Source organism: Pelagibacterium halotolerans B2, from assembly GCF_000230555.1.
Lineage (GTDB): Bacteria > Pseudomonadota > Alphaproteobacteria > Rhizobiales > Devosiaceae > Pelagibacterium > Pelagibacterium halotolerans.
On the sequence record NC_016078.1, the window covers coordinates 354024 to 373818 of the forward strand.

Annotated in this window: 21 protein-coding genes; 10 read left to right on the forward strand and 11 right to left on the reverse strand. The window is 60.9% G+C overall.

What is annotated here, in order from left to right; genetic code table 11:
• Positions 1-6 precede the first annotated feature (6 nt).
• Positions 7-309 (reverse strand): hypothetical protein, encoded by a 303-nt coding sequence (locus KKY_RS01730; RefSeq protein ID WP_014129553.1) that lies wholly within the window; start codon positions 307-309, stop codon positions 7-9.
• Positions 310-442: 133 nt separating this feature from the next.
• Here KKY_RS01730 and KKY_RS01735 point away from each other — a divergent pair, with 133 nt between their 5' ends.
• From KKY_RS01735 to KKY_RS01745, 3 genes are all read left to right on the forward strand, one after another.
• Positions 443-631, forward strand: a complete 189-nt coding sequence (locus KKY_RS01735) for a hypothetical protein (RefSeq protein ID WP_014129554.1) — start codon at positions 443-445, stop codon at positions 629-631.
• A 166-nt stretch (positions 632-797) separates the two neighbouring features.
• On the forward strand, positions 798-1226 hold the full coding sequence (locus KKY_RS01740) for an FKBP-type peptidyl-prolyl cis-trans isomerase (RefSeq protein WP_014129555.1): 429 nt from the start codon (positions 798-800) through the stop codon (positions 1224-1226).
• A 197-nt stretch (positions 1227-1423) separates the two neighbouring features.
• The gene (locus tag KKY_RS01745; RefSeq protein ID WP_014129556.1) at positions 1424-2623 is read left to right on the forward strand and encodes a GNAT family N-acetyltransferase; all 1200 of its coding nucleotides are present in this window, start codon (positions 1424-1426) and stop codon (positions 2621-2623) included.
• 115 nt (positions 2624-2738) lie between these two features.
• On the opposite strand, the gene KKY_RS20425 is transcribed toward KKY_RS01745, so the two are convergent.
• Both KKY_RS20425 and KKY_RS19350 read right to left on the reverse strand, forming a co-directional pair.
• Positions 2739-2909, reverse strand: coding sequence for a hypothetical protein (locus KKY_RS20425; protein ID WP_014129557.1), 171 nt, complete (start codon positions 2907-2909; stop codon positions 2739-2741).
• A 53-nt stretch (positions 2910-2962) separates the two neighbouring features.
• A complete protein-coding gene (locus KKY_RS19350) occupies positions 2963-4840 on the reverse strand; it encodes a glycosyltransferase (protein WP_014129558.1) in 1878 nt (625 codons plus the stop codon).
• A 95-nt stretch (positions 4841-4935) separates the two neighbouring features.
• Here KKY_RS19350 and KKY_RS01755 point away from each other — a divergent pair, with 95 nt between their 5' ends.
• Entirely contained in the window at positions 4936-5748 is an 813-nt protein-coding gene (locus KKY_RS01755) for a transporter substrate-binding domain-containing protein (RefSeq protein ID WP_158308044.1), read from the forward strand.
• A 118-nt stretch (positions 5749-5866) separates the two neighbouring features.
• Here the strand turns inward: KKY_RS01755 and KKY_RS01760 are convergent, their stop codons facing one another.
• Complete coding sequence (locus KKY_RS01760; protein WP_014129560.1) at positions 5867-6271, reverse strand: tellurite resistance TerB family protein; 405 nt, start codon at positions 6269-6271, stop codon at positions 5867-5869.
• 152 nt (positions 6272-6423) lie between these two features.
• On the opposite strand from KKY_RS01760, the gene KKY_RS01765 reads away from it, so the two are divergent.
• Both KKY_RS01765 and KKY_RS20610 read left to right on the forward strand, forming a co-directional pair.
• On the forward strand, positions 6424-8070 hold the full coding sequence (locus KKY_RS01765; protein WP_014129561.1) for a lysine--tRNA ligase: 1647 nt from the start codon (positions 6424-6426) through the stop codon (positions 8068-8070).
• Positions 8071-8286, forward strand: a complete 216-nt coding sequence (locus KKY_RS20610; protein WP_014129562.1) for a hypothetical protein — start codon at positions 8071-8073, stop codon at positions 8284-8286.
• A gap of 109 nt (positions 8287-8395) precedes the next feature.
• Here KKY_RS20610 and KKY_RS01775 read toward each other — a convergent pair whose 3' ends face one another.
• Positions 8396-9031: a S24 family peptidase gene (locus KKY_RS01775; protein WP_014129563.1), complete on the reverse strand. Its 636-nt coding sequence runs from the start codon at positions 9029-9031 to the stop codon at positions 8396-8398.
• Between the two features lie 141 nt (positions 9032-9172).
• Between KKY_RS01775 and KKY_RS01780 the strand changes: the two genes are divergently transcribed.
• Both KKY_RS01780 and KKY_RS01785 read left to right on the forward strand, forming a co-directional pair.
• Positions 9173-9517, forward strand: a complete 345-nt coding sequence (locus KKY_RS01780; protein WP_014129564.1) for a DUF952 domain-containing protein — start codon at positions 9173-9175, stop codon at positions 9515-9517.
• On the forward strand, positions 9517-10617 hold the full coding sequence (locus tag KKY_RS01785; protein WP_014129565.1) for a quinone-dependent dihydroorotate dehydrogenase: 1101 nt from the start codon (positions 9517-9519) through the stop codon (positions 10615-10617). The genes KKY_RS01780 and KKY_RS01785 overlap by 1 nt, the downstream gene beginning before the upstream one ends.
• Before the next feature lie 99 nt (positions 10618-10716).
• Here KKY_RS01785 and KKY_RS01790 read toward each other — a convergent pair whose 3' ends face one another.
• From KKY_RS01790 to KKY_RS01800, 3 genes are all read right to left on the reverse strand, one after another.
• Positions 10717-12054 (reverse strand): MATE family efflux transporter, encoded by a 1338-nt coding sequence (locus tag KKY_RS01790; RefSeq protein ID WP_041528518.1) that lies wholly within the window; start codon positions 12052-12054, stop codon positions 10717-10719.
• Positions 12055-12108: 54 nt separating this feature from the next.
• Positions 12109-12876, reverse strand: coding sequence for an SDR family NAD(P)-dependent oxidoreductase (locus KKY_RS01795; protein ID WP_014129567.1), 768 nt, complete (start codon positions 12874-12876; stop codon positions 12109-12111).
• A gap of 97 nt (positions 12877-12973) precedes the next feature.
• A complete protein-coding gene (locus KKY_RS01800) occupies positions 12974-13312 on the reverse strand; it encodes a DUF6460 domain-containing protein (protein WP_139304947.1) in 339 nt (112 codons plus the stop codon).
• Positions 13313-13360: 48 nt separating this feature from the next.
• Between KKY_RS01800 and KKY_RS01805 the strand changes: the two genes are divergently transcribed.
• Both KKY_RS01805 and pdeM read left to right on the forward strand, forming a co-directional pair.
• Positions 13361-15862 (forward strand): ligase-associated DNA damage response DEXH box helicase, encoded by a 2502-nt coding sequence (locus tag KKY_RS01805; RefSeq protein WP_014129569.1) that lies wholly within the window; start codon positions 13361-13363, stop codon positions 15860-15862.
• 3 nt (positions 15863-15865) lie between these two features.
• Entirely contained in the window at positions 15866-16573 is a 708-nt protein-coding gene (pdeM, locus tag KKY_RS01810) for a ligase-associated DNA damage response endonuclease PdeM (protein ID WP_014129570.1), read from the forward strand.
• Positions 16574-16575: 2 nt separating this feature from the next.
• Here the strand turns inward: pdeM and KKY_RS01815 are convergent, their stop codons facing one another.
• The 3 genes from KKY_RS01815 to KKY_RS01825 form a co-directional block, all read right to left on the reverse strand.
• A complete protein-coding gene (locus KKY_RS01815; protein ID WP_014129571.1) occupies positions 16576-17337 on the reverse strand; it encodes a TIGR02186 family protein in 762 nt (253 codons plus the stop codon).
• Positions 17334-18281, reverse strand: coding sequence for a sulfite exporter TauE/SafE family protein (locus tag KKY_RS01820; RefSeq protein WP_014129572.1), 948 nt, complete (start codon positions 18279-18281; stop codon positions 17334-17336). Before KKY_RS01820 ends, KKY_RS01815 begins: the two co-directional genes overlap by 4 nt.
• 70 nt (positions 18282-18351) lie before the next feature.
• Positions 18352-19710, reverse strand: coding sequence for an SEL1-like repeat protein (locus KKY_RS01825; RefSeq protein ID WP_014129573.1), 1359 nt, complete (start codon positions 19708-19710; stop codon positions 18352-18354).
• Positions 19711-19795 lie beyond the last annotated feature (85 nt).

Here is a 19795-nt window from a genome sequence, read left to right on the forward strand (position 1 = left end):
ACGGCTCTAAGACGCGCCGCCCTGTCCCATCGCCCAGATGCCGACAGCCAGCCCGATGAGCAACAACCCGATGGCAAGGCCAACATAAATCAATACCGACGCGGGAAAATGCGTCCGTCGGATGGGAACCGTCCGCCGTGGTGCCGCCGCCTCCACCGCCGCCACATCCGGCGGCTGGCCCGCCGCTTCCGCATCCGTCCCCAACGGCGCGGCGGCAGGGTCCGGCCAGTCCGTCTTTTCGCCGGTTTCTCCTGAATCGATCGCATGGCGCAGGGCGTCTGACGTTTGGGGAGAAATCTTGCCCGCCATTATGTGTTCCTTTCAGCGCTGCCATCCCTTTCGCAATTCCTCCCGGTAGCGCCGGTTCCCTGCAACTTTGAGCGGCTTTCAACAGTTATTTGAGGTGACGGCCGGGCGTTGGCTCAAAAAAGCGGAGCAGAACATGAAGGAAAAGACACGGGATCGCGCGCCAGCGTTCAGGGAGCGCAAAGTCCCCGGACCCAAAAAGGCCGGCCAGCAGGTGCGGGACGCGGGTGCGGACGCCACGCGCGATGATAAATCCGACTGGGATGCTGTCGATGAGGCTGTCGATGAGACCTTTCCTGCCTCCGACGCCACGGCCAAATATTAGCGGCCGAACAAAACGGGGCCCGTGGTTTACATCTCGCTCCCCATCCCTACATTGGGACCTTGGTTCGCGGGTACGCCCCGAGGAACCTTCGCTGGATCTGTCCTTATGCCGCCTTGAGAGCACGCGGTGACAGGTCCCGAGCAAACACAAATGAAAAGGACACAGCATGACCCAGGCAAAGCACGGGGATACTGTGCGCATCCATTATACCGGACGGCTCACCGACGGCACCCAGTTCGATTCTTCCGATGGCCGCGATCCCCTCGAATTCCAGCTTGGCTCCGGCCAGATCATCAAGGGCCTTGAAGAACAGGTCCAGGGCATGAGCGTAGGCGCCAAGGAAACGGTGACCATCCCTGCCGACGCAGCCTATGGCGCTCACCGCCCCGAGGGCGTCCAGAGCGTTCCGCGGACTCAGATCCCCGAAGGGGTCGATACGTCGGTCGGCGCCCGGCTTCAGGCCACCGGCAGCGACGGCCAGACAATGGTGCTGACCGTGATCGACACCTCCGAAGAGGCCGTCACGGTCGACGCCAATCACCCCCTCGCTGGCAAGGATCTCGTGTTCGACGTCGAACTGGTCGAGGTTCTTTAGCCAGGCTCCAATGGGCCCGGGCGCACGTCCGGGCCATTTCGCGCTTTCCCGTAAGCCGCTCTTTACCATTTCGCCGGTTTTTCGGCTCTTAAGCGGTCCGTATGCCTGCTGGTTCAGGCTTTCCCAAGATTTTTGGCGCAAGACGGTCCCAACGCCCGACAAGGCGCGAACTCAGGGCAATGGGACGGCCACCATCAATGGCAGCGGCATCAGATATCGGCGATCTCGCAAAAACGGCATGGCTCGGGGCCGCCGGGATGTCGATTGTCGTCCAGGATTCGATAGCGCAGGCCGAACCTGTTTGGCGCGGCCTTGAAAGGAGCGGCGTCTATGGTCCCTATCAGCGCTTCGACTGGATCAGGGCCTATCTCGACGCGGGCTTTGCCCCCGATACCCACCTCGCAATCCTGACAATCCTCGACGGCGATCTCCCCATCGCGTTGATCCCGTTTGAAATCACGCGCAAATTCGGCCTTCGCGTCGCTCAGATCGTTGGCATGCCCATTTCCAATGGCGATGGGCTGGTGTTCGATCCGCAATACGCCAACCGGCTCACCCCCGAAGCCTTGCGCGCCGCGCTGTCCCATCTTCCCGCCGACATCGTCAATTTCCATTGCGTAGCCGCCGAAATCGGCACGCATGCCAACCCGCTTGCCCGGCTGGGCGGATATCCCGCCCCCGACAATTTCTACGTCAATACGCTCGAACCTGGTGATGCGCCGTTCATCGAACAGTCCTTGCCGCATAAGCGCCGCACCAATATCCGCCGCTCCCAGCGCCGGCTCGACGAGGGGTTCGGATTGGTATCCCTGCGGCGCGCCCGAACGCCGGCCGAGGTCGATACAATGCTCGAGGTGTTCCTCGATCAGCGTGGACGACGCTTTGTGCAGATGGGGGTGGAAAACATCTTCCAGCGCCCGGCCTTTCGCCATTTCTTTCGCCGTCTGGCGCTCGAGGGGCTCGATCAGGCCCGTCCCGCCATCAGCCTGCACGCCCTTTACGCCGGCGAAACGATCGTCGCCACCAGTATCGGCACGTACGGTCCGGCCCATTATTCGCAATATATCAACTCCACCGACTACGGCGAGGCGTCGCGCTATTCGCTCATGGGAGTGACTCTGTCGTTGCTGGTCGATCAATTGCGCGCCGACGGAATTACCAGCCTCGACATGGGCCTGGGCGATTTCGACTACAAGACCGACTGGACACACCGCCAGTCCGTGTTCGACATCGTGCTGCCGGTTTCCCCCCTCGGCCATGCCGCCGCGCCACTGCTGGTTGGCGCGCGTCTTGCCAAACGCAAGATCAAGCAGACACCGGCCTTGTGGAAGATGGCCCGCGCCGTGCAGTCGGCGATCGTTAGGGTGCGTCGCAGTGTGTCGCGGCGGGACCGGTAACGGTCAGGTCGCTGGAGCGTGTCCAGATAAGATGGATGCCATCTTATCGGTTCGGACGCACGACAAAACAAAGATTTAGAGCAATTGAAGCGATTCAAAGAGGCGCTGAAATGCTCTAAAATCCGGCCATACGGCTGATCCACCTGATGATCTCGATTGCCGGCGCCAGAAGCGACAGCGCGAGAAAGACCGATCCCGCAGTCGCCAGTAAGGTGGCGCGCGTCTTCGGCCCGACCGGCTCCTGGCGGAAAGCTGCCGCCCTGCGTTTGGATTTGGTTTCGATCAAGCGGGCCGTCTCCCTTGCACCCACGCGATTGTGGGCATGCAAGGGCCAGCCCGCTATTGGGTGGTTTGCGTATGCGATGACCCCGCCGGGCGCGGCGTCGGCTTCGGCTGGGCCGGATCGACCCCCTTATGCTTGGTTTTTGACCAGTGATAGGGCCGGATCACGAGTTCGAACGCCGCGAGCATCACCGCACACCATGCCATCAGCCAATAGGCCGGCAGGACAATCAACCAGGGCGCGATATCCTTGCGCCCGATCCTGTCGAGCCCGAGAATGCTGACGACGATGGCACCCGCATAGCCAAACAACAGCGTGCCCAGCCCCGCCGCTGTCGACATATCGGCGGACCCCGTGGTTATCAGGCCATAAAGCAGCGTGGTGACCGTGGAAATCAGGAACACTCCGTGGACGGAAAACGAGAGCACCATGCCGCCTACGAAAATGTAGAAGGCGGCAAGGTTGGCCCAGCCCAGATCGGCCAGAAGCCGTCCCGGACGCGCCGAATGCACAAGAAGGGTCTGCATCCACCCCTTGATCCAGCGCGAGCGTTGGCGGACCCAGGCCATCACCGTTTCCGGCGCTTCCTCCAGCGTAACCGTCTCAAGGCTTTCGACCCGCAGGCCCAGTCGCGCCATGCGAATGCCCAGGTCGGCATCCTCGGTGACGTTGAACGCATCCCATGCGCCGATGTTTTTCAGCGTTGCCGTCCGGAAGTGATTCGAGGTCCCGCCCAATGGAACGGGAAAGCCCGCCCGGCCGATTGCCGGCAGCAGCACGCCGAAATGCCCGGCATATTCGGCGGCAAACATGCGTGTGATCCAGTTTCGCGATCCATTGGCGATCACCAGTTCACCCTGCAGACATTCCAGCGTCACGTCGGTGGCAAAAAGACTGGCAGCCGTCCGCAGCTGACCAGGGTCGGGCAGGTCTTCGGCGTCGAACACCACCACGTGCTCACCCCGGGCAAGGGGCAGGGCAAAATTGAGAGCCTTGGGCTTGGTATAGGGTCGGCAGCGTGGGACCACGATCAGCGAAAAACGCCGGTCGCCGAGGTGTTTTCGCGCGGCCCTCACGGTTCTCGGGCTGGCGCTTTCGACGACGAATTTGATGTCCAGTTTTTCGGCCGGATAGTCGAGCGCTTGCATGGCCCGCGCGATTTGCGCAACCATATGCGCCTCGTCTCGGAGGGGAATGAGCACACTATAGACCGGAAGATCGCGGTCATTAAGCAGGGTGTCTGGCCGCAGCGGACTGTTGCGTTCGAACGTGAAGGCGGCCCACATCCGGAAGGCCGACGGAATTCCCAGTATAAGCGCCATCACTGCGAGGATGGGTGAAAGATTGAGAAAGGCGGGCATTGTGGCAAGCGCGGTAAGCGCGACCATGGATGTAACAAAGCCGAGCCGTACCCCCAGCGGAAGGTCGAGATGGGCGCTTGCTATGGGAAAGCGGCGCGCCAGCCGCTGCAGGGCATTGGCCGTCAGCGGTTCGGGGTTGGTCTGGGCGATTGCTGCATCGAGCGTGGCGGGCGAGACGATGCACAGCTTGCGCCGGAGATTTTCATCCTGCTTGATCCGTGCTGCCAATCCGCGCAGATGCGCAAATCCCGGCGCGAGGAACAACACCTCATGGCCTGCGATGCTTCCCCTGACCGAACGCAGTCCGCCAAGGCGGTCAGCCTCGAGATCGGTGTCGAATTGAGAAAGAAACGTGGCGATTTCGCTGCGATGTGGAACGCCCAGAAAGCTGGCAGCCCGGCGATACGGGCCTTCGCGATCGGTTGGATCGAGCGCGGCCATAACCTCGATGGGATCGGTCCCTATGCGTTGGGCACGCCCGAGGATGTCACTGGCCGCTTGCCGGGACCAGCCCGGTGGCGCGGCCAATGCTTCAGCGAGTTCGACATCGTCAAACGGCCGCACGACGCTCATATGCCCCCAATCGTCTCGCCGACCCTACCAATTGTTTTCGCGATCGGCCATAACGGGGGTCAAATTTATTCAGAACTTCGGAATTGATGGTGCCAGTGCTTCGGGCAGCTCTCCTAGCCGCTTTCATTTTCATTGGCGCGACAGGCTGCGCCGGCGCGCAGAACCTGCCCGTTCATGTCGATCCCGGCGCGCGCGACGACATGATCGATCCCGTAGCTGTCCCCGCCTTGCGCTTCCTGACGACGCCCGATTTCCCGCCTTTCAATTATACTGATGCCGCAGGACGGCTGACCGGCTTCAATATCGATCTGGCCGATGCCATTTGCGCGCGGCTCGAGGCGCGCTGCACCATCCAGTCATGGCCATGGGATCGGGTCCAGGATGCCTTGGCCGACAATCAGGGCGATGCACTGATCGCCGGGCTCGATATCGGTGGCAGCGCGGGAGAGCGCTTCGATTTTTCCCGCATCTATCTGCAATTGCCCGCAAGGTTCGTGACGCAACGACCCGTTTTCCCCGACTTCGATCCGCAGGCAATAACCGGCACGGTAGCGGTGCGCGAAGGCTCGGCCCACGCCGATCTGGCCGAACGCACGCTCGGGCGCGCGCAGATGGCTTTCTATCCCAGCGAGTTCGAGGCACTTAACGCCATTGCTTCAGGGGAGGCCGATTTCTTTTTTGGCGATGCCGCCCGCGCTTCGTTCTGGCTCAACGAAAACCCCGATTGTTGCGCCTTTGCGGGCGAGGCCTATTTCCGGCCCGATCTTTTCGGTGCGGGTCTGGCTGTGGCCGTGCCGATCGGCCTGGACAACGTTCGGGTCGCCATCAACTGGGCTTTGACCCGTCTGCAGCGTGAGGGCCGCATCGACGAGATTTATCTCCGCTGGTTCCCGGTCAGCTTTTACTAGTTTTTATGGTCCTGGAGCGCCTCCGGCAAAACTGGAAACGCTTTTGCGGTTCGGACGCGCGACAAAGCAAAGCACTGAGCAAAGATGCCGCCCAAACCCTATTTCAGCATGACAGGCTCTAAAGCCGCCGGTGTCTGATCCGCGCCGATGTCTCGATCGCCGCCGTGGTCAATCGGTCAATCGAAAACGCATCGCGGATCATCTCCAGCATGCGCAGCTCTTCCTGGTTGAGCGTGAGATCGACGGTGGCGATCTCGACGGCTATCGCATAGGCGGTTTCCTGCAACCGTGGTTCGAGCGTCTGGGCGATCTGGTCGAGCAGGGCGTCGAGCCCCGCCTTGTTGACGGTCTCCACGCAACTCGATGCGACTTCGGGCAGTCTTCCGATATCGAAGTTTTCAAACACCGGCCAGCGGCTGATAAGCGCGGCGAACCGGTCCATTTCCCGGTCGGTCACATCCTTGTCTGATACCGCGGCCATCACCATCACATGGACGAGGGCGTCGGTTGCGGAAAGCTGCATTGAAAATCACCTGAAACCATATGGTGCGCGCCCAAATCTAGAAAGAGCCGCGGGCATGCGCAAGGGCCTCCATTGATCGGCATTGACCTTTGGGACCGGTTGGTGCAACACCGCGACCTGAATTCTCCCGGTTTATTAAAGGATGGGCCAAATTGTCCCAGACCCTGCCCCCTCTCGATCCTTCGGCCATCGCCGCTGCCCCCAACGCCCGTGCCTGGCCGTTCGAGGAAGCCAAAAAGGTCGTGCGGCGCGCCGAGAAGCTGGACAAGGACGAGGTGATCTTCGAGACCGGCTACGGCCCCTCGGGCAAGCCCCATATCGGCACGTTCGGAGAGGTGATGCGCACCACAATGGTGCGCACCGCGTTCCGGCTTCTGACCGGCGATGCGATCAAGACCCGGCTGATCTGCTTTTCCGACGATATGGACGGGATGCGCAAGATCCCCGACAACGTACCGTCGCGGGAGGCGCTGGAACCCTATCTCCAGATGCCGTTGACCGCTGTGCCCGATCCCTGGACCAACGAATTTTCCAGCTTCGGCGAGCACAACAACGCCATGCTGCGCCGCTTCCTCGATACGTTCGGGTTCGACTACGAATTCGCCAGTGCGACCGATTATTACAAGTCGGGCAAGTTCGACGCCATGCTGCTGCGCGCGCTTGAGCGCTATGACGACATCATGAATGTGATGCTCCCCACGCTCGGGGCGGAGCGGCAGGCGACCTATTCGCCCATTCTGCCCATCTCGCCGACCTCTGGCCGCGTGCTTTACGTGCCCATGAAGGAAGTCAACGCCAAGGACGGCACCGTGACCTTCACCGACGAGGACGGGCGCGATGTGACTGTTCCGGTCACCGGCGGCAATGTAAAGCTGCAGTGGAAGCCCGATTTCGGCATGCGCTGGGCGGCGCTCGGGGTTGATTTCGAGATGTTCGGCAAGGATCACCAGACCAATCAGGTGATCTATGACAGGATTTGCGCGATCCTCGGCGGCACCCCGCCCGAGCATTACGTCTATGAACTCTTCCTCGACGAAGAGGGCCAGAAGATTTCCAAGTCCAAGGGCAATGGCATCACCATCGACGAATGGCTGACCTACGCATCCTCGGAAAGCCTCTCGCTGTTCATGTTCCAAAAGCCCAGAACGGCCAAGCGGCTCTATTTCGACGTCATCCCCAAGGCGGTGGACGAATATTTCACCTTCGCCGCCAAAGCCCAGAGCGAGGATGCGGGCCAGCTTCTGGAAAACCCGACCTTCCACATTCATTCGGCCATGCCCCCGGCATACGACATGCCGGTCAGCTTTGCCCTGCTGCTCAACCTCGCCACAGCGTCCAACCCCGAAAGCCGGGAAGTGATGTGGGGCTACATTTCAGCCTACGCCCCCGGCGTGACACCCCAGACGCACCCCCATCTCGATGCGCTGGTCGGCTACGCCATGCGCTATTTCGAGGACTTCGTTGAAAAGTCCTACCGCGCACCCGACGATGTCGAGCGCAAGGCGCTCGAAGAACTCTCCGATACTCTGGCAAGACTTCCCGCCGATGCGGATGGAGAGGCAATCCAGAACGCGGCCCTCGACGTGGCGCGCGAGATCGAACGCTATCAGGATCACAAGCGCCTCGGTCCCAATGGCGGCCCGGGTGTATCGGGCGCCTTCTTCCAGATGCTCTATCAGGTATTGATCGGCCAGGAACGCGGCCCCCGCTTCGGCTCCTTCGCCGCCCTTTACGGCATCGAGAACACCCGCAAGCTGATCGAAAAGGCGCTGAGCGGGCAACTGACTTCCCGAAGCTGAATGGCGATGGCGGTCATCCCCGACCTCGCCGAACTTCAAGCGACCGTAGCGCGCATGGAAACACGTTTCGATGCCGATCCACGCGCCTCCGGTCTGATGGCATCCTATCGCGATCTCTGTGCCCGCTTTGACGCCGATCTCGCCGACCCGCGCGATATCGCCCTTAGTCGTGCCGCCGCACTGATGATGATTAAATATCAGATCGGGGAGACCTGACCGCAGGCATCCTCCCGGTACTGTCAATTTTGGCCTGTCCATTGGCCGTGACCGGGTCAGACCGGCAGGGACCAGTGGGCGTCCGAAACGCTTCGAAAACCCGTCGCTCTTACTGGCTGGCCCACAGAATCCGGGCGATCCAGTCGATTTCCTCGGGCTTGAAGATACGCGGCGGATGATCGGGATTGATAGAATGCAATTCGATCTGTTTTTCGGTGCGCCGATGCAAAATCTTGGCCATCACCTCCCCATCCTGCGTGCGCGCCACCACACGGTCGCCCCGCCGCAACTGTTCTGTGGGCGAGACGATGATATAGTCGCCGTCACGATACAGCGGCTGCATGGATTCCCCAGTCACTTCAAGCGCATAGGCAGTGCCATCACCCAACCCGGGGAAGCGGACCTCATCCCATCCCTGACCGGCCGGAAAGCCCGCCGCATCGAAATAACCGCCCGATCCGGCCTGCGCAAAACCCAGCAGCGGCACCGCTCGGCTGGCCGCCGTGCTCTGGCTGTAATTCAGTCCGCCCGAAAGCAGCGAATCGAAATTTTCGCTGGTCGCCTCGAGCACCTTGGCAATCGATTCGGTGGACGGCCAGCGCTCGCGTCCATCCTTGCTGACGCGCTTGGATGGATTGAACGCAGTGGCATCCAGCCCCGCCAGCTTGGCAAGACCCGACGCCGACAGGCCGTGCCGGTCGGCCAGGCTATCGAGAGCTTCCCATATGGCGCGATGAGACAACATGGACAATCAGGTTCCAGAAAAAGGAATAATATCCCTATAGTTCGGAAACTAGTCCTAATACCTCGTTAGTCTCTTGTAAAGATATTTCCAAGCTTGGCAGGGCCCTCGCAGCCCGTTAGACCAAGCGCCACAGGAGAATTTATGGCCCAGCCGATCTATAAAATCGCTTCCGCCCAGGACTGGACAACCGCGCGCGCCGTGGGACAATTGGTGGGGACTCCGGTTGATATGGCCGATGGCTATATCCATTTTTCGACCGCCGCTCAATTGGCCGAAACGCTTGAAAAGCACTATCGCGGCGCCTCCGGGCTCGTTCTGGCGACGATCGATCCCGACCTGATCAGCGCCGATCTCGTCTGGGAGCCCTCGCGCGGCGGGCAGCTTTTCCCCCATCTTTATGCGCCATTGCCGATGGCGGCAGTTATTGCAGAGCGAGACCTCGCCGCCCGGCCCGATGGTGGCTTCGATTTGCCGGAGATTTCGTGATGGGCTTGGGAGATTTGCTCCGCAACGCGGCGGTTCAAAAATTCGCCCAGGACGTTCTGATGCGCATGGACGCCGAAACCGCGCACAGGACAACAATCAATGCACTCAAATTCGGGTTGGCGCCGTCGGGTGCGCCATCGCCGACCAATCTTCAAACGGTGTTCTGTGGATTGGACCTGCCCAATCCCATCGGCATGGCACCGGGCTTTGACAAGAATGCCGAAGTGTTCGGCCCGCTCGCCAAGGCGGGGTTCGGGTTTGTGGAAGTTGGAACGGTTACTCCGCGACCCCAAAAGGGAAATCCCATTCCAAGAGTATTCCGCATCCCCGATGCGATGGGCGTTATCAACCGGTTGGGATTTAACAACGAAGGTCATGAAGCCGCCTTCGAACGGCTCAAGGACCGCGCCCCCGGTGAGGTCGTTGGTGTCAATATCGGAGCCAACAAGGACAGCGAGGATTTTGTCGCCGACTATATAGCGGGAGTGAAGGCCTTCTCGCCGCTTGCCGACTATCTCACGGCCAATATCTCCTCGCCCAATACGCCCGGCCTGCGCAATCTTCAGGCCGAAGACGCGCTCAAGCGCCTGCTGGACGCCTTGATCGAAACCCGCGCAGCCCAGCCGCGCCAGACGCCGATTTTGCTCAAGATCGCGCCGGACCTCGAACAAGCCGAAATGGATTCCATCGCCAGAACTGTGCTCGAGAGCGGCATTGACGGGCTGATCGTTTCCAACACGACAATTTCGCGCGATACGGTATCGGGCCTCGAAAACGCGGGCCAAGCCGGGGGGCTTTCAGGCAAGCCGCTGTTCAATCTCGCGACTCGTCGTCTGGCACAGATGCGCCTGAGGCTCGGGCCCGATTTCCCGATAATCGGCGTGGGCGGCATTCACTCGGCTCAAAGCGCCGTCGCAAAGCTGGAGGCAGGTGCCAACGTGGTTCAGCTCTATTCGGCGCTGGTTTATGGCGGGCTCGAAATGATCGAGGAGATCAAGTCCGGCCTCTCGCAGGAAATCGCGGCACGCGGCCTTGCAAATGTTGCGGGCCTCACCGGCACGGCCGTGGAGGACTGGGCCGAAGGCAGAAAAGCGCTTTAGAGCGTGTCCAGCAAAAGTGGAAACGGTTTTGCGGTTCGGACACGCGATAAAACAAAGGCTTAGAGCCAAGGATTTGATTCAATCAAATCCTGAACGGCTCTAGGTGAAAATTTCGTCCTTCCGCCGTTCGATGGCGACCGCATAGATGCCGGCGCGCACCAACAGCAGCACATGCAGCGCGATCCACAACCCCCAGAGGCCAAGGATCGGCTGCAGGATCATGGCGGTTGCAAGATAGACGATAAGTGAAACGATCATCCCGTTGCGCATCGTAACGTTGAAGGTCGCGCCGATCATCACGCCGTCATAAACGAAAGCGGGCATACCGGTAAGCGGGGTCAACGCCGCCATGACCAGATAGACCCGGGCCATTTCGCGAACTTCGGCGTTGGTGGTCATCAGATCAATGGCCAGCCACCCGAAGCTGAACAGCAAAACGCTCAGCGTGCCGGCGATAAGCAGGCCCCAACCCAGAGTGAGCTTTGTGGCCCGCTCGAAGGCCGGGCGCCAACGCGCGCCGACCGCCTTGCCACACAATTGTTCGGAAGCCGTGGCGATGCCGTCGAGAAAGAATGCCGAAACCGAAAACAGTTGCAGCAGAATGGCGTTGGACGCCAATTCGATCTCACCCATGCGCGCGCTCTGCGCGGCGAAATAGGCAAAAGCGCCCATCAGGGCCGCCGAGCGGATGATCAGATCTCGGCTCAGACCGATCATCCGTTTGATTGCCGCAACGTCGAGCAGGGCCGCAAGGGTCGTATTGGCAAGAATCGGCTTGATGCCGCCATAATGGCGTATGGCGATGACCACCCCGGCGATAGCGGCGACGCCTTGCCCGATGACGGTGGCCCAGGCAACGCCCGGAACGCCCCAGCCCAGCCCCAGAACGAACCAGACGCTGAGCACGATATTGACGATATTGATGAGAATTTGCAGCCACATGCCGGTGCGCGCGTCGGCCCGGCCATAGAACCATCCAAGCAGCACATAATTGATGAGAACGAACGGCACTGACCACATGCGCACGCCCATATAGTCTGCGAAGGCCCCCGCAGCATTGGGCGGTGGTGCGAGCGCGGCTGCAAACCCGAGATAGATGGGATAGGCGAGCGCCAGAAGCAGCGCACTCAACACCGCCGCAGCGACCATGGCCCGTGCCATATGGAGCAACCCGTCGAGCGGATCGCGCGCTCCGATCGCCTGCGCCGTCAGCCCTGCCGTTCCGAAGCGCAGGAAAAAGGCCAGGGCGAAGACGACACTGAACGCCGCCGCGCCCAGCGACAGCCCGCCCAGCAGCCCCGCATCGCCCAACTGCCCGATGACCGCGGTATCGATGATGCCCGCCACCGGTTCGGTGATGAACGCCACCGAGGCCGGAATGGCGATAGCCCACACATCACGATGGTGAACCTCGAAGGGGTGAACCGATAGAGTCATCAAGGGAACCGGGAAAAGAAGGGACAACTACCCTAGCCGATTCCATGCCTCGATCTAGTTCTGAAAGTCGGTCTTCTTGAGCAGAACCGGCCGGGTCGGAACCTGGCAGACGGGCATGATCTCGATGGAGTTGACGTTCACATGCGCAGGCAGGTTCGCCAGCCACCAGACGGTATTGGCGATGTCCTCGGGCAGCAGCGGCTCGTTGTCGGCATACATTTTCTCATTGGCCTCGAAATCCCCGCCCGTACGCACTGCAGTAAATTCCGATTTCGCATGGCCCGGTTCGAGCGAGGTGATGCGAATACCCGTGCCCATGGTGTCGGTGCGTAAATTCATCGAGAATTGGTGCACGAAGGCCTTGGTCGCGCCATAGACATTGCCGCCTGTATAGGCAAAGTGCCCCGCGATCGATCCGACATTGATTATCGAGGAGCCGCGGCCCACCTGTTTGATTAGCGGAAGAACTTCGAGCGTTGTGTGCAACAGCCCCACGATATTGGTGTCGATCATCGTCTGCCATTGATCGGTATCCACATCGGGTATGGCGCCGGTGCCCAGGGCCAGCCCGCCATTATTGAACAGGCAGGTGATTGGTTTGAAATTTTCCGGGATAGCCGCGACTGCGTGTTTGATCGAGGCCACCTCGGTCAGGTCCATCTCTATGCCGTGAACGATTTCGGGAAACTCGGCCTCAAGTTCGGCCAGCCGCTCACGCCGGCGGCCCGTGGCGACGACTTGCCAGCCATTCTTTGCGAAAAGCCGCGCGGTGGCCGCGCCGAAGCCGGATGTGGCGCCGGTGATGAAGATGACGGGAGACATGGGCAAGACCTTGAATGGCTTTGTATTGGAAAGGGGCGGGGGAGTCCCGCCAGTTTCATCCTAATCGCCGCCGCTGATCCGCTCAACCGGCTATACGCTAGCGGCGTCGCCCGGCTGCCATGAGCCGCCCGATCAACCAAAGGGGCAATACGATCACGGCGCCGGTCAGCATATAGGCGAAGCCGTCGCGGAACACTTCGAACCCATTATCGAAGATTGAATTGATGAAGCCCTGGATCGAACGGAAAATGGCGTCGGGGCTGATGCCGAAGATCGACATCAAAAAGCCCACGACAAGGCTCATCAGGATCAGCCGGACGGCAACCCGTCCCGGCGTTCCGCCAAGGAACGATTCCAGCCAGTTCGGTCTTTGATTTGTCTCGCGGTTGTCCATAGTCTCGGGCATCGGTCCATCGGGTCCATCGATTCTGCTCATGATGCCACATAGGCGCCGACAATGGCCAATTAAAGAGCTGCCGATATCGTGACCGCACTTTCACCCATAGTTGCGGATTGGTTCGCCGCCAAGGGCTGGCGTGCTCGACCGCATCAACTTGCCGTACTCGAAGCCGAGCGTGCCGGCAATTCGGTGCTGCTGATCGCCCCGACCGGGGCGGGCAAGACCCTGGCCGGGTTCCTGCCGTCCCTTGAGGACCTGATCGAAAATCCTATGGAGGGGCTGCACACGCTCTATATTTCGCCGCTCAAGGCGCTGGCGGTCGATGTGGCGCGCAATCTGGGCGACCCGGTGCGCGAGATGGCTCTGAAGATCAAGGTCGAAACCCGCACGGGCGATACGCCCGCCTCGCGTCGTCAGCGTCAGCGCTTTGATCCGCCCCACATTCTGATGACGACGCCCGAGCAACTGGCGCTGCTCCTGAGTCATCCCGACAGCGTCAGACTGTTCGGGAGCCTGCGGCGTGTCGTGCTCGATGAATTGCACGCGCTGGTCACCTCCAAGCGCGGCGATCTGCTCAGCCTCGGTGTTGCGCGGCTGGCCAGATTGTCGCCCGATGTGAAGATTGCCGCATTGTCTGCGACGGTCGCCCAACCCGAAATTCTGCGCGATTGGATTGCCGCGCCGGTTGCGCCCAATCCGACCGTGCTCCTCAATGCACCGGGCGGTGCCTCGCCACAACTTTCCATTCTTGCCAGCGAGGAGCGGCTGCCCTGGGCCGGCCATTCTGCTGCCTATGCGGTGCCCGATCTTTACGCAACGATCAAACAGCACGGTACGACGCTCCTCTTCGTCAACACCCGTTCGCAGGCCGAAATGCTGTTCCAGAACCTGTGGGCCATCAACGATGAAGCGCTGCCCATCGCGCTCCATCACGGCTCGCTCTCGGTCGAGCAGCGCCGCAAGGTGGAAAGCGCTATGGTTTCGGGCGTGCTGCGCGCCGTAGTTTGCACCTCGACCCTCGATCTGGGCATTGACTGGGGCGATGTCGATCTGGTCGTGCAGGTCGGCGCACCAAAGGGCGCCTCACGCATGCTCCAGAGAATCGGGCGCGCCAACCATCGGCTCGACGAGCCCTCCAAGGCCATGTTCGTTCCCGCCAACCGCTTCGAAGTGCTCGAATGCGAGGCAGCGCTTGAGGCGGTGGCCGAGGGCGCCCAGGACAGCGAAACGCCTCTCCCCGGCGGGCTGGACGTTCTCGCCCAGCACATTCTGGGACTGGCTTGTGCCGATCCGCTCGATGAGAACCAAACCTTCGCTGAAATCACATCAGCCTGGCCCTACAAGGATCTGACGCGAGAGAAATTCCATCGGGTGCTCGATTTCGTCTCGACCGGCGGATATGCGCTGAGGGCTTATGAGCGGTTTGCGAAACTGCGCAAGACCGCGGACGGCCTCTGGCGCATCGCCAATCCCCAGATTGCGCAGCAATACAGGCTCAACGTCGGCACCATCGTCGAAGAACCCATGCTCAAGGTGCGACTGGTCAGGGCGCGTGGGGTGCGCAAAGGCGCAACGACCGGACCGATCGGGCGTGGGGGCAGGGTATTGGGGGAAATCGAGGAGTATTTCATCGACCAGTTGGTGCGCGGCGATACCTTCATGTTCGGCGGCGAGATCGTTGCCTTCGAAGGTGTTGTGGAAACCGAAGCTTATGTGTCGCGCTCATTCTCCGACAATCCCAAAATTCCCTCCTATATGGGTGGGAAGTTCCCGCTCTCGACATTTCTGGCTGAGAGGGTGCGCAAGATCCTCGCCAACCCCGAGGGCTGGCGCGTCTTGCCCGATCAGGTGCGCGAATGGCTTGACCTGCAGAACTACGCTTCGGTCTTGCCGGACAGCGACAGCCTGCTGGTCGAAACGTTTCCGCGCGCCGACAAGCATTACATGGTCTGCTATCCGTTCGAAGGGCGCCTGGCTCACCAAACCCTGGGAATGCTGCTGACCCGAAGGCTTGAGCGGGCTCGCGCCCAGCCGCTCGGGTTCGTTGCCTCCGACTACGCGATCGCCATCTGGTGCGCATCCGATCTGGGAGCATTGATCGCATCGGAACGGCTTTCCCTCGATCAATTGTTCGACGAGGACATGCTGGGCGACGATCTGGAGGCCTGGCTCGATGAATCGGCACTTATGAAGCGCACGTTCCGAAACTGCGCCATAATTTCCGGTCTTATCGAGCGCCGGCATCCCGGCAAGGAAAAATCGGGCCGCCAGATTACAGTGAGTTCGGACATCATCTATGACGTGCTCTACCAGCACGAGCCCGATCATATTCTGATCGAAGCCACACGACGCGATGCGGCGCGAGGATTGCTCGATATCGAACGGCTCGGACACGCCTTGAAACGGATCCGGCGCCATATCAAACACAAGCGGCTGGACCGAATCTCGCCTCTTGCGGTACCTGTATTGCTCGATATCGGCAAGGAACCGATCTTCGGGGAAGCGCGCGAAGCGGTTCTGCGTGAGGCCGCCGAGGATTTGATCGCAGAGGCCATTGGCACCGACGTTCCGACCAACCAGGGATAACAATTGGCACAGGCTCAGCCGGTTAGCGGCAAAGAGGCACAGGAAACGATCCGGTTTGCGGGCGAAATCTTTGTCCCGCTTGCTTCGGGTGCGCTCTATTGGCCGGATGCCGAAGCCCTCCTCGTCGCCGATCTCCATCTCGAAAAACTATCGAGCTATGCACGCGCGGGTCAGCTCTTGCCACCCTACGATACGTCGATGACATTGAGGCGGCTCGAACGCGATATTGGTGGCGTCGGAGCAAAGCGCGTCTTTGCGCTCGGGGACAGTTTTCATCGCGACGAGGGCACCACCACGCTCCTGGCCCATGATCGCGAGCGGCTCGGTCGCATGGTTCATCAGCTCGACTGGGTCTGGGTTGCGGGCAATCATGACCCGACCCCGCACGCCCTCGGCGGCACCTGCTGCATGGAACTTGCGGTTTCGGGCTGTTCGCTGCGTCATGAGCCGCAGGCGGGAATTGGCGGCCTGATCGCGGGGCATCTTCATCCGGCAGCAAGAGTAGCCATGAATGGAAAGACGTCGCGGCGTCCGTGCTTTGTCTGGGACGAGGATTTGATGATTCTGCCAGCGTATGGATCTTCCACGGGCAGCCTGAACGTCCTGTCGCCGGCTTTTTCCCGACTGTTCGATCATCGGAAAATCCAGGTCATGATGATAGGCCGCGACCGGGTTTATCAGGTTGGCCGTCAGCGCTTGGTGTCCGGCTAGCCTCAGCGCCTGAACAATACGCCGCCAAGCCATCCGGTAATCAGCGCCAAAAGCACCGTCGCGAGCCCATAAAGCAGCGGCTGGTTGGTGGCGGTATCGCCCACAAAGCGCTCGAATCCCGATTTCTGAACGAAAAACCGCTGCGCGCGCTCGGCGACCACTTCGCCATTCTGCACCACAAGGGCCTGGGCGAGGAAAATGCCATTGGGGACGTTGGCGGGCAGAACGACGCGGGTCGAAAAGAATGTTGGAGACAAAAAACTGACGCCGCGTTCGTCGGTCCTGAACAGATTGGCGTTGCCCATGAGACGCACGAGTTCGTTCTCAAAAAGGGCGACATTGCCGGTGGTTTCCTGAAGGGCCGACGCGATCTGCGCTTCGACGGTCAGGTTGCGTTGCGCAATGATCTCGGGGTCAAGAATGGCTTCGAGCGGGCGGCTGGACAAGACCCGGTAAAAAGAGGGCAGGCCGGAAAACAGCGCATAGTCAGCGTTGAGCATGATGCCGAATTGACGCGACTTGCGCCGAACCACGCGTTCTTCGACCGGCCCTCGGATGATGAAGACCACATCGAATGATCCCTGGGGTGGCGTTCCATCAAGACTGGGTTCGATATTGCCGAACAGCGTTATGGTCTCGCCCGCAAAATTGGAGTGGATCGAAATGGTGGGGTCGGAGGTAGCGAATATGAGGCCCTGTGCACGGGAGCCTGTACCGATGACCAGGAAAATGAGCAGTGCCAGAAGGAAGCGGGTGACCGTCACAGCCCTTCTCCAAACCCGAGGACGGACGTGGAAAACGGATCGGCCGGTGCAAGAATCAAGGACAGGGCAAACCGGATTGCCACCCCGAGCACGATGAGCGCGAGAAGGAATCGCAATTGGTCGCCCCGAAGATATTGACCGGCCGAAGCGCCAAATTGCGCACCCGCTACACTGCCCACCATCAATGAGAACGCCAGGAGAATATCCACGCTCTGGCTCTGATAGGCATGCAGAATGCACGTTGCGGCCATGACCGCAAGGACATGCAGGAGCGAAGTGCCAATCACTACCGAACCTGGGATGCGCAGCAGATAAACGAGTGCCGGTACCAGGATGAAGCCACCACCGATGCCGAGAAGCGAACCGACGATGCCGATGAAAAAGCCAATGCCGATCACCGGAATGACCGAGATGTAGAGCTTGGAGCGTTTGAATCGGAAGCGCAGCGGCAGGCCGTGGGCCCAGTTGTGCTGGCCCGGCATACGACGGGGCGGCGGCCCGGCCCGGCGCGAACGGATCAACGAACGAACGGCTTCGATCAGCATCAGCGAGCCGATGGAGCCCAGGAAAATCAGGTAACCGAAGGAGATGGCCAGATCGAGTTGGCCGAATGAACGCAACAGGTCGAAGATCCACACACCGACGCCGGCGCCAAACACACCACCTGTGACAAGAAACATGGCCAGCGTCAGGTCGATTCCGCCACGCCGCCAGTAGGACAGGGCGCCCGATGTCGAGGCGGCCACGACCTGCCCTGTGACCGAGGCAACCGCGACCGGGGCGGGAACGCCCGAAAAGATCAGCAACGGTGTCAGCAAGAAGCCGCCGCCGACGCCGAACAGGCCTGATAGAAACCCGATGGCCCCCCCGATTCCCACGAGGAAGAACAGGTTCACCGACATTTCCGCGATGGGCAAATAGATCAGCACGGCGGGCCCAATCATAGGCAGGTGTCACGGGGCGCTTATGGAAGCACCCTGTGGCGATAGTGTAACGACGCCGGCTTAATAAACCCTAGACCGGCTGGCTGCCCAGAACGGCCAGAAGGCGGGGATTGACGGCGCCGCTTTCGTTCATGCCAGTGGCACGCTCGAACGCCGCAACGGCTTCCCGTGTCTTGGGACCGGAAATGCCGTCTGGTGCGCCGACATCATATCCCAGCTTGCCCAAGAGCATCTGCACGCGCAAAACCACGTCGGGATTGGTGATGGCGGGGCCAGGATCGAACTCATCGTCCCAGGTGCCGATTGGCGCAAAATTGGCGGCAATGTCGATTTCGACCGGCGCCCATGCGGCGATTGTGTCGTCCAGCCTCTGAATAGCGTCAGCGTCCAGCGAGCGGGCCACATCGTCGCGCGAGTTGGCCGCGTCCTTGTCGCCAGAGCGTGCTGCCAACGAAAACCAGATATAGGATTGTTCGAAATCCTGCTCTACACCAAGTCCGCGCGCATAAAGCATGCCCAGATTGAACTGGCTGTCGGTCAGTCCCCGCCCCGCAGCCTCTTCGAACCAATGCGCCGCTGCGGCAAAATCCTGATCCTCGAGTTCCCCACCCGCATAGAGCGAAGCAAGGTTGTGCATTGACATGCGGTTGCCGGCCTCCGCGGCGCGCTGATACCAGAGGCGTGCCATATCGAGATCGCTATCGACACCGCGCCCACCTTCATAGAGGCTGCCAAGCCGATATTGGGCGGGGGCAAACCCCTGGGCGGCCGAGCGTTCATACCAGGCGGCAGCCTGGGTGAAATCCTGTTCGACGATCGTACCCTCGGTGAGGATGGCACCGACCTCGAACTGGGCGAAGCGGTCGCCCGCATCGGCAGCGGCGCGCAGGGCAGCAGGTTCGATAGACGCGGGCGCGGTAATCGGGGGCAGATCGGCGCTGCCGGTATTCTCTGCGTAGTTGTTGGCTGGTCCGACTGCGGCGGTGGTCACCGGGTCGACGGTCGGGATCGCCGTCAATGCATCGGAATTCACGGTTGCAGCGCTCAGGCGAGGTTGCTGCTCGATGACGCGAACGTTGGACATGAGGTCATTTTCGGGCGTGGTTTCGGCATCGGCCGTTGCCTGAGCTTGTGCCGCTGCTCGCATCGAGGCCAGATCGGGCTCGGCGGTCGTGGTGTCCGCCTGGGTCGCACTCACTTCGGCGGCAGGCTCGGGTTCCTCCGCCGTTGCTTCCGGTTCGACGATCTGCGCGCTTTCGGCACTCGCCTGAGCAGGACGAGACGGCATGATGCGGCCCATGACCAGCGGCGTGGCCAGAGCGATTACAGCAACAAGAGCGGTGCCGAGCAGCAGAGACCGCCGGTTGCGGGCAAAAAAGCCCGGAGCGCTATCGGCTGCTTCGTCTGTTGCGATATCCTCGTCAGGCAAGGCGGCAACGGGCTCGGAGCGTGTATCGACCCGCGGCTCTTCGACCGGACGCGGCTCGGCGGCCTCACTCTCGTCGCGCTGGAAC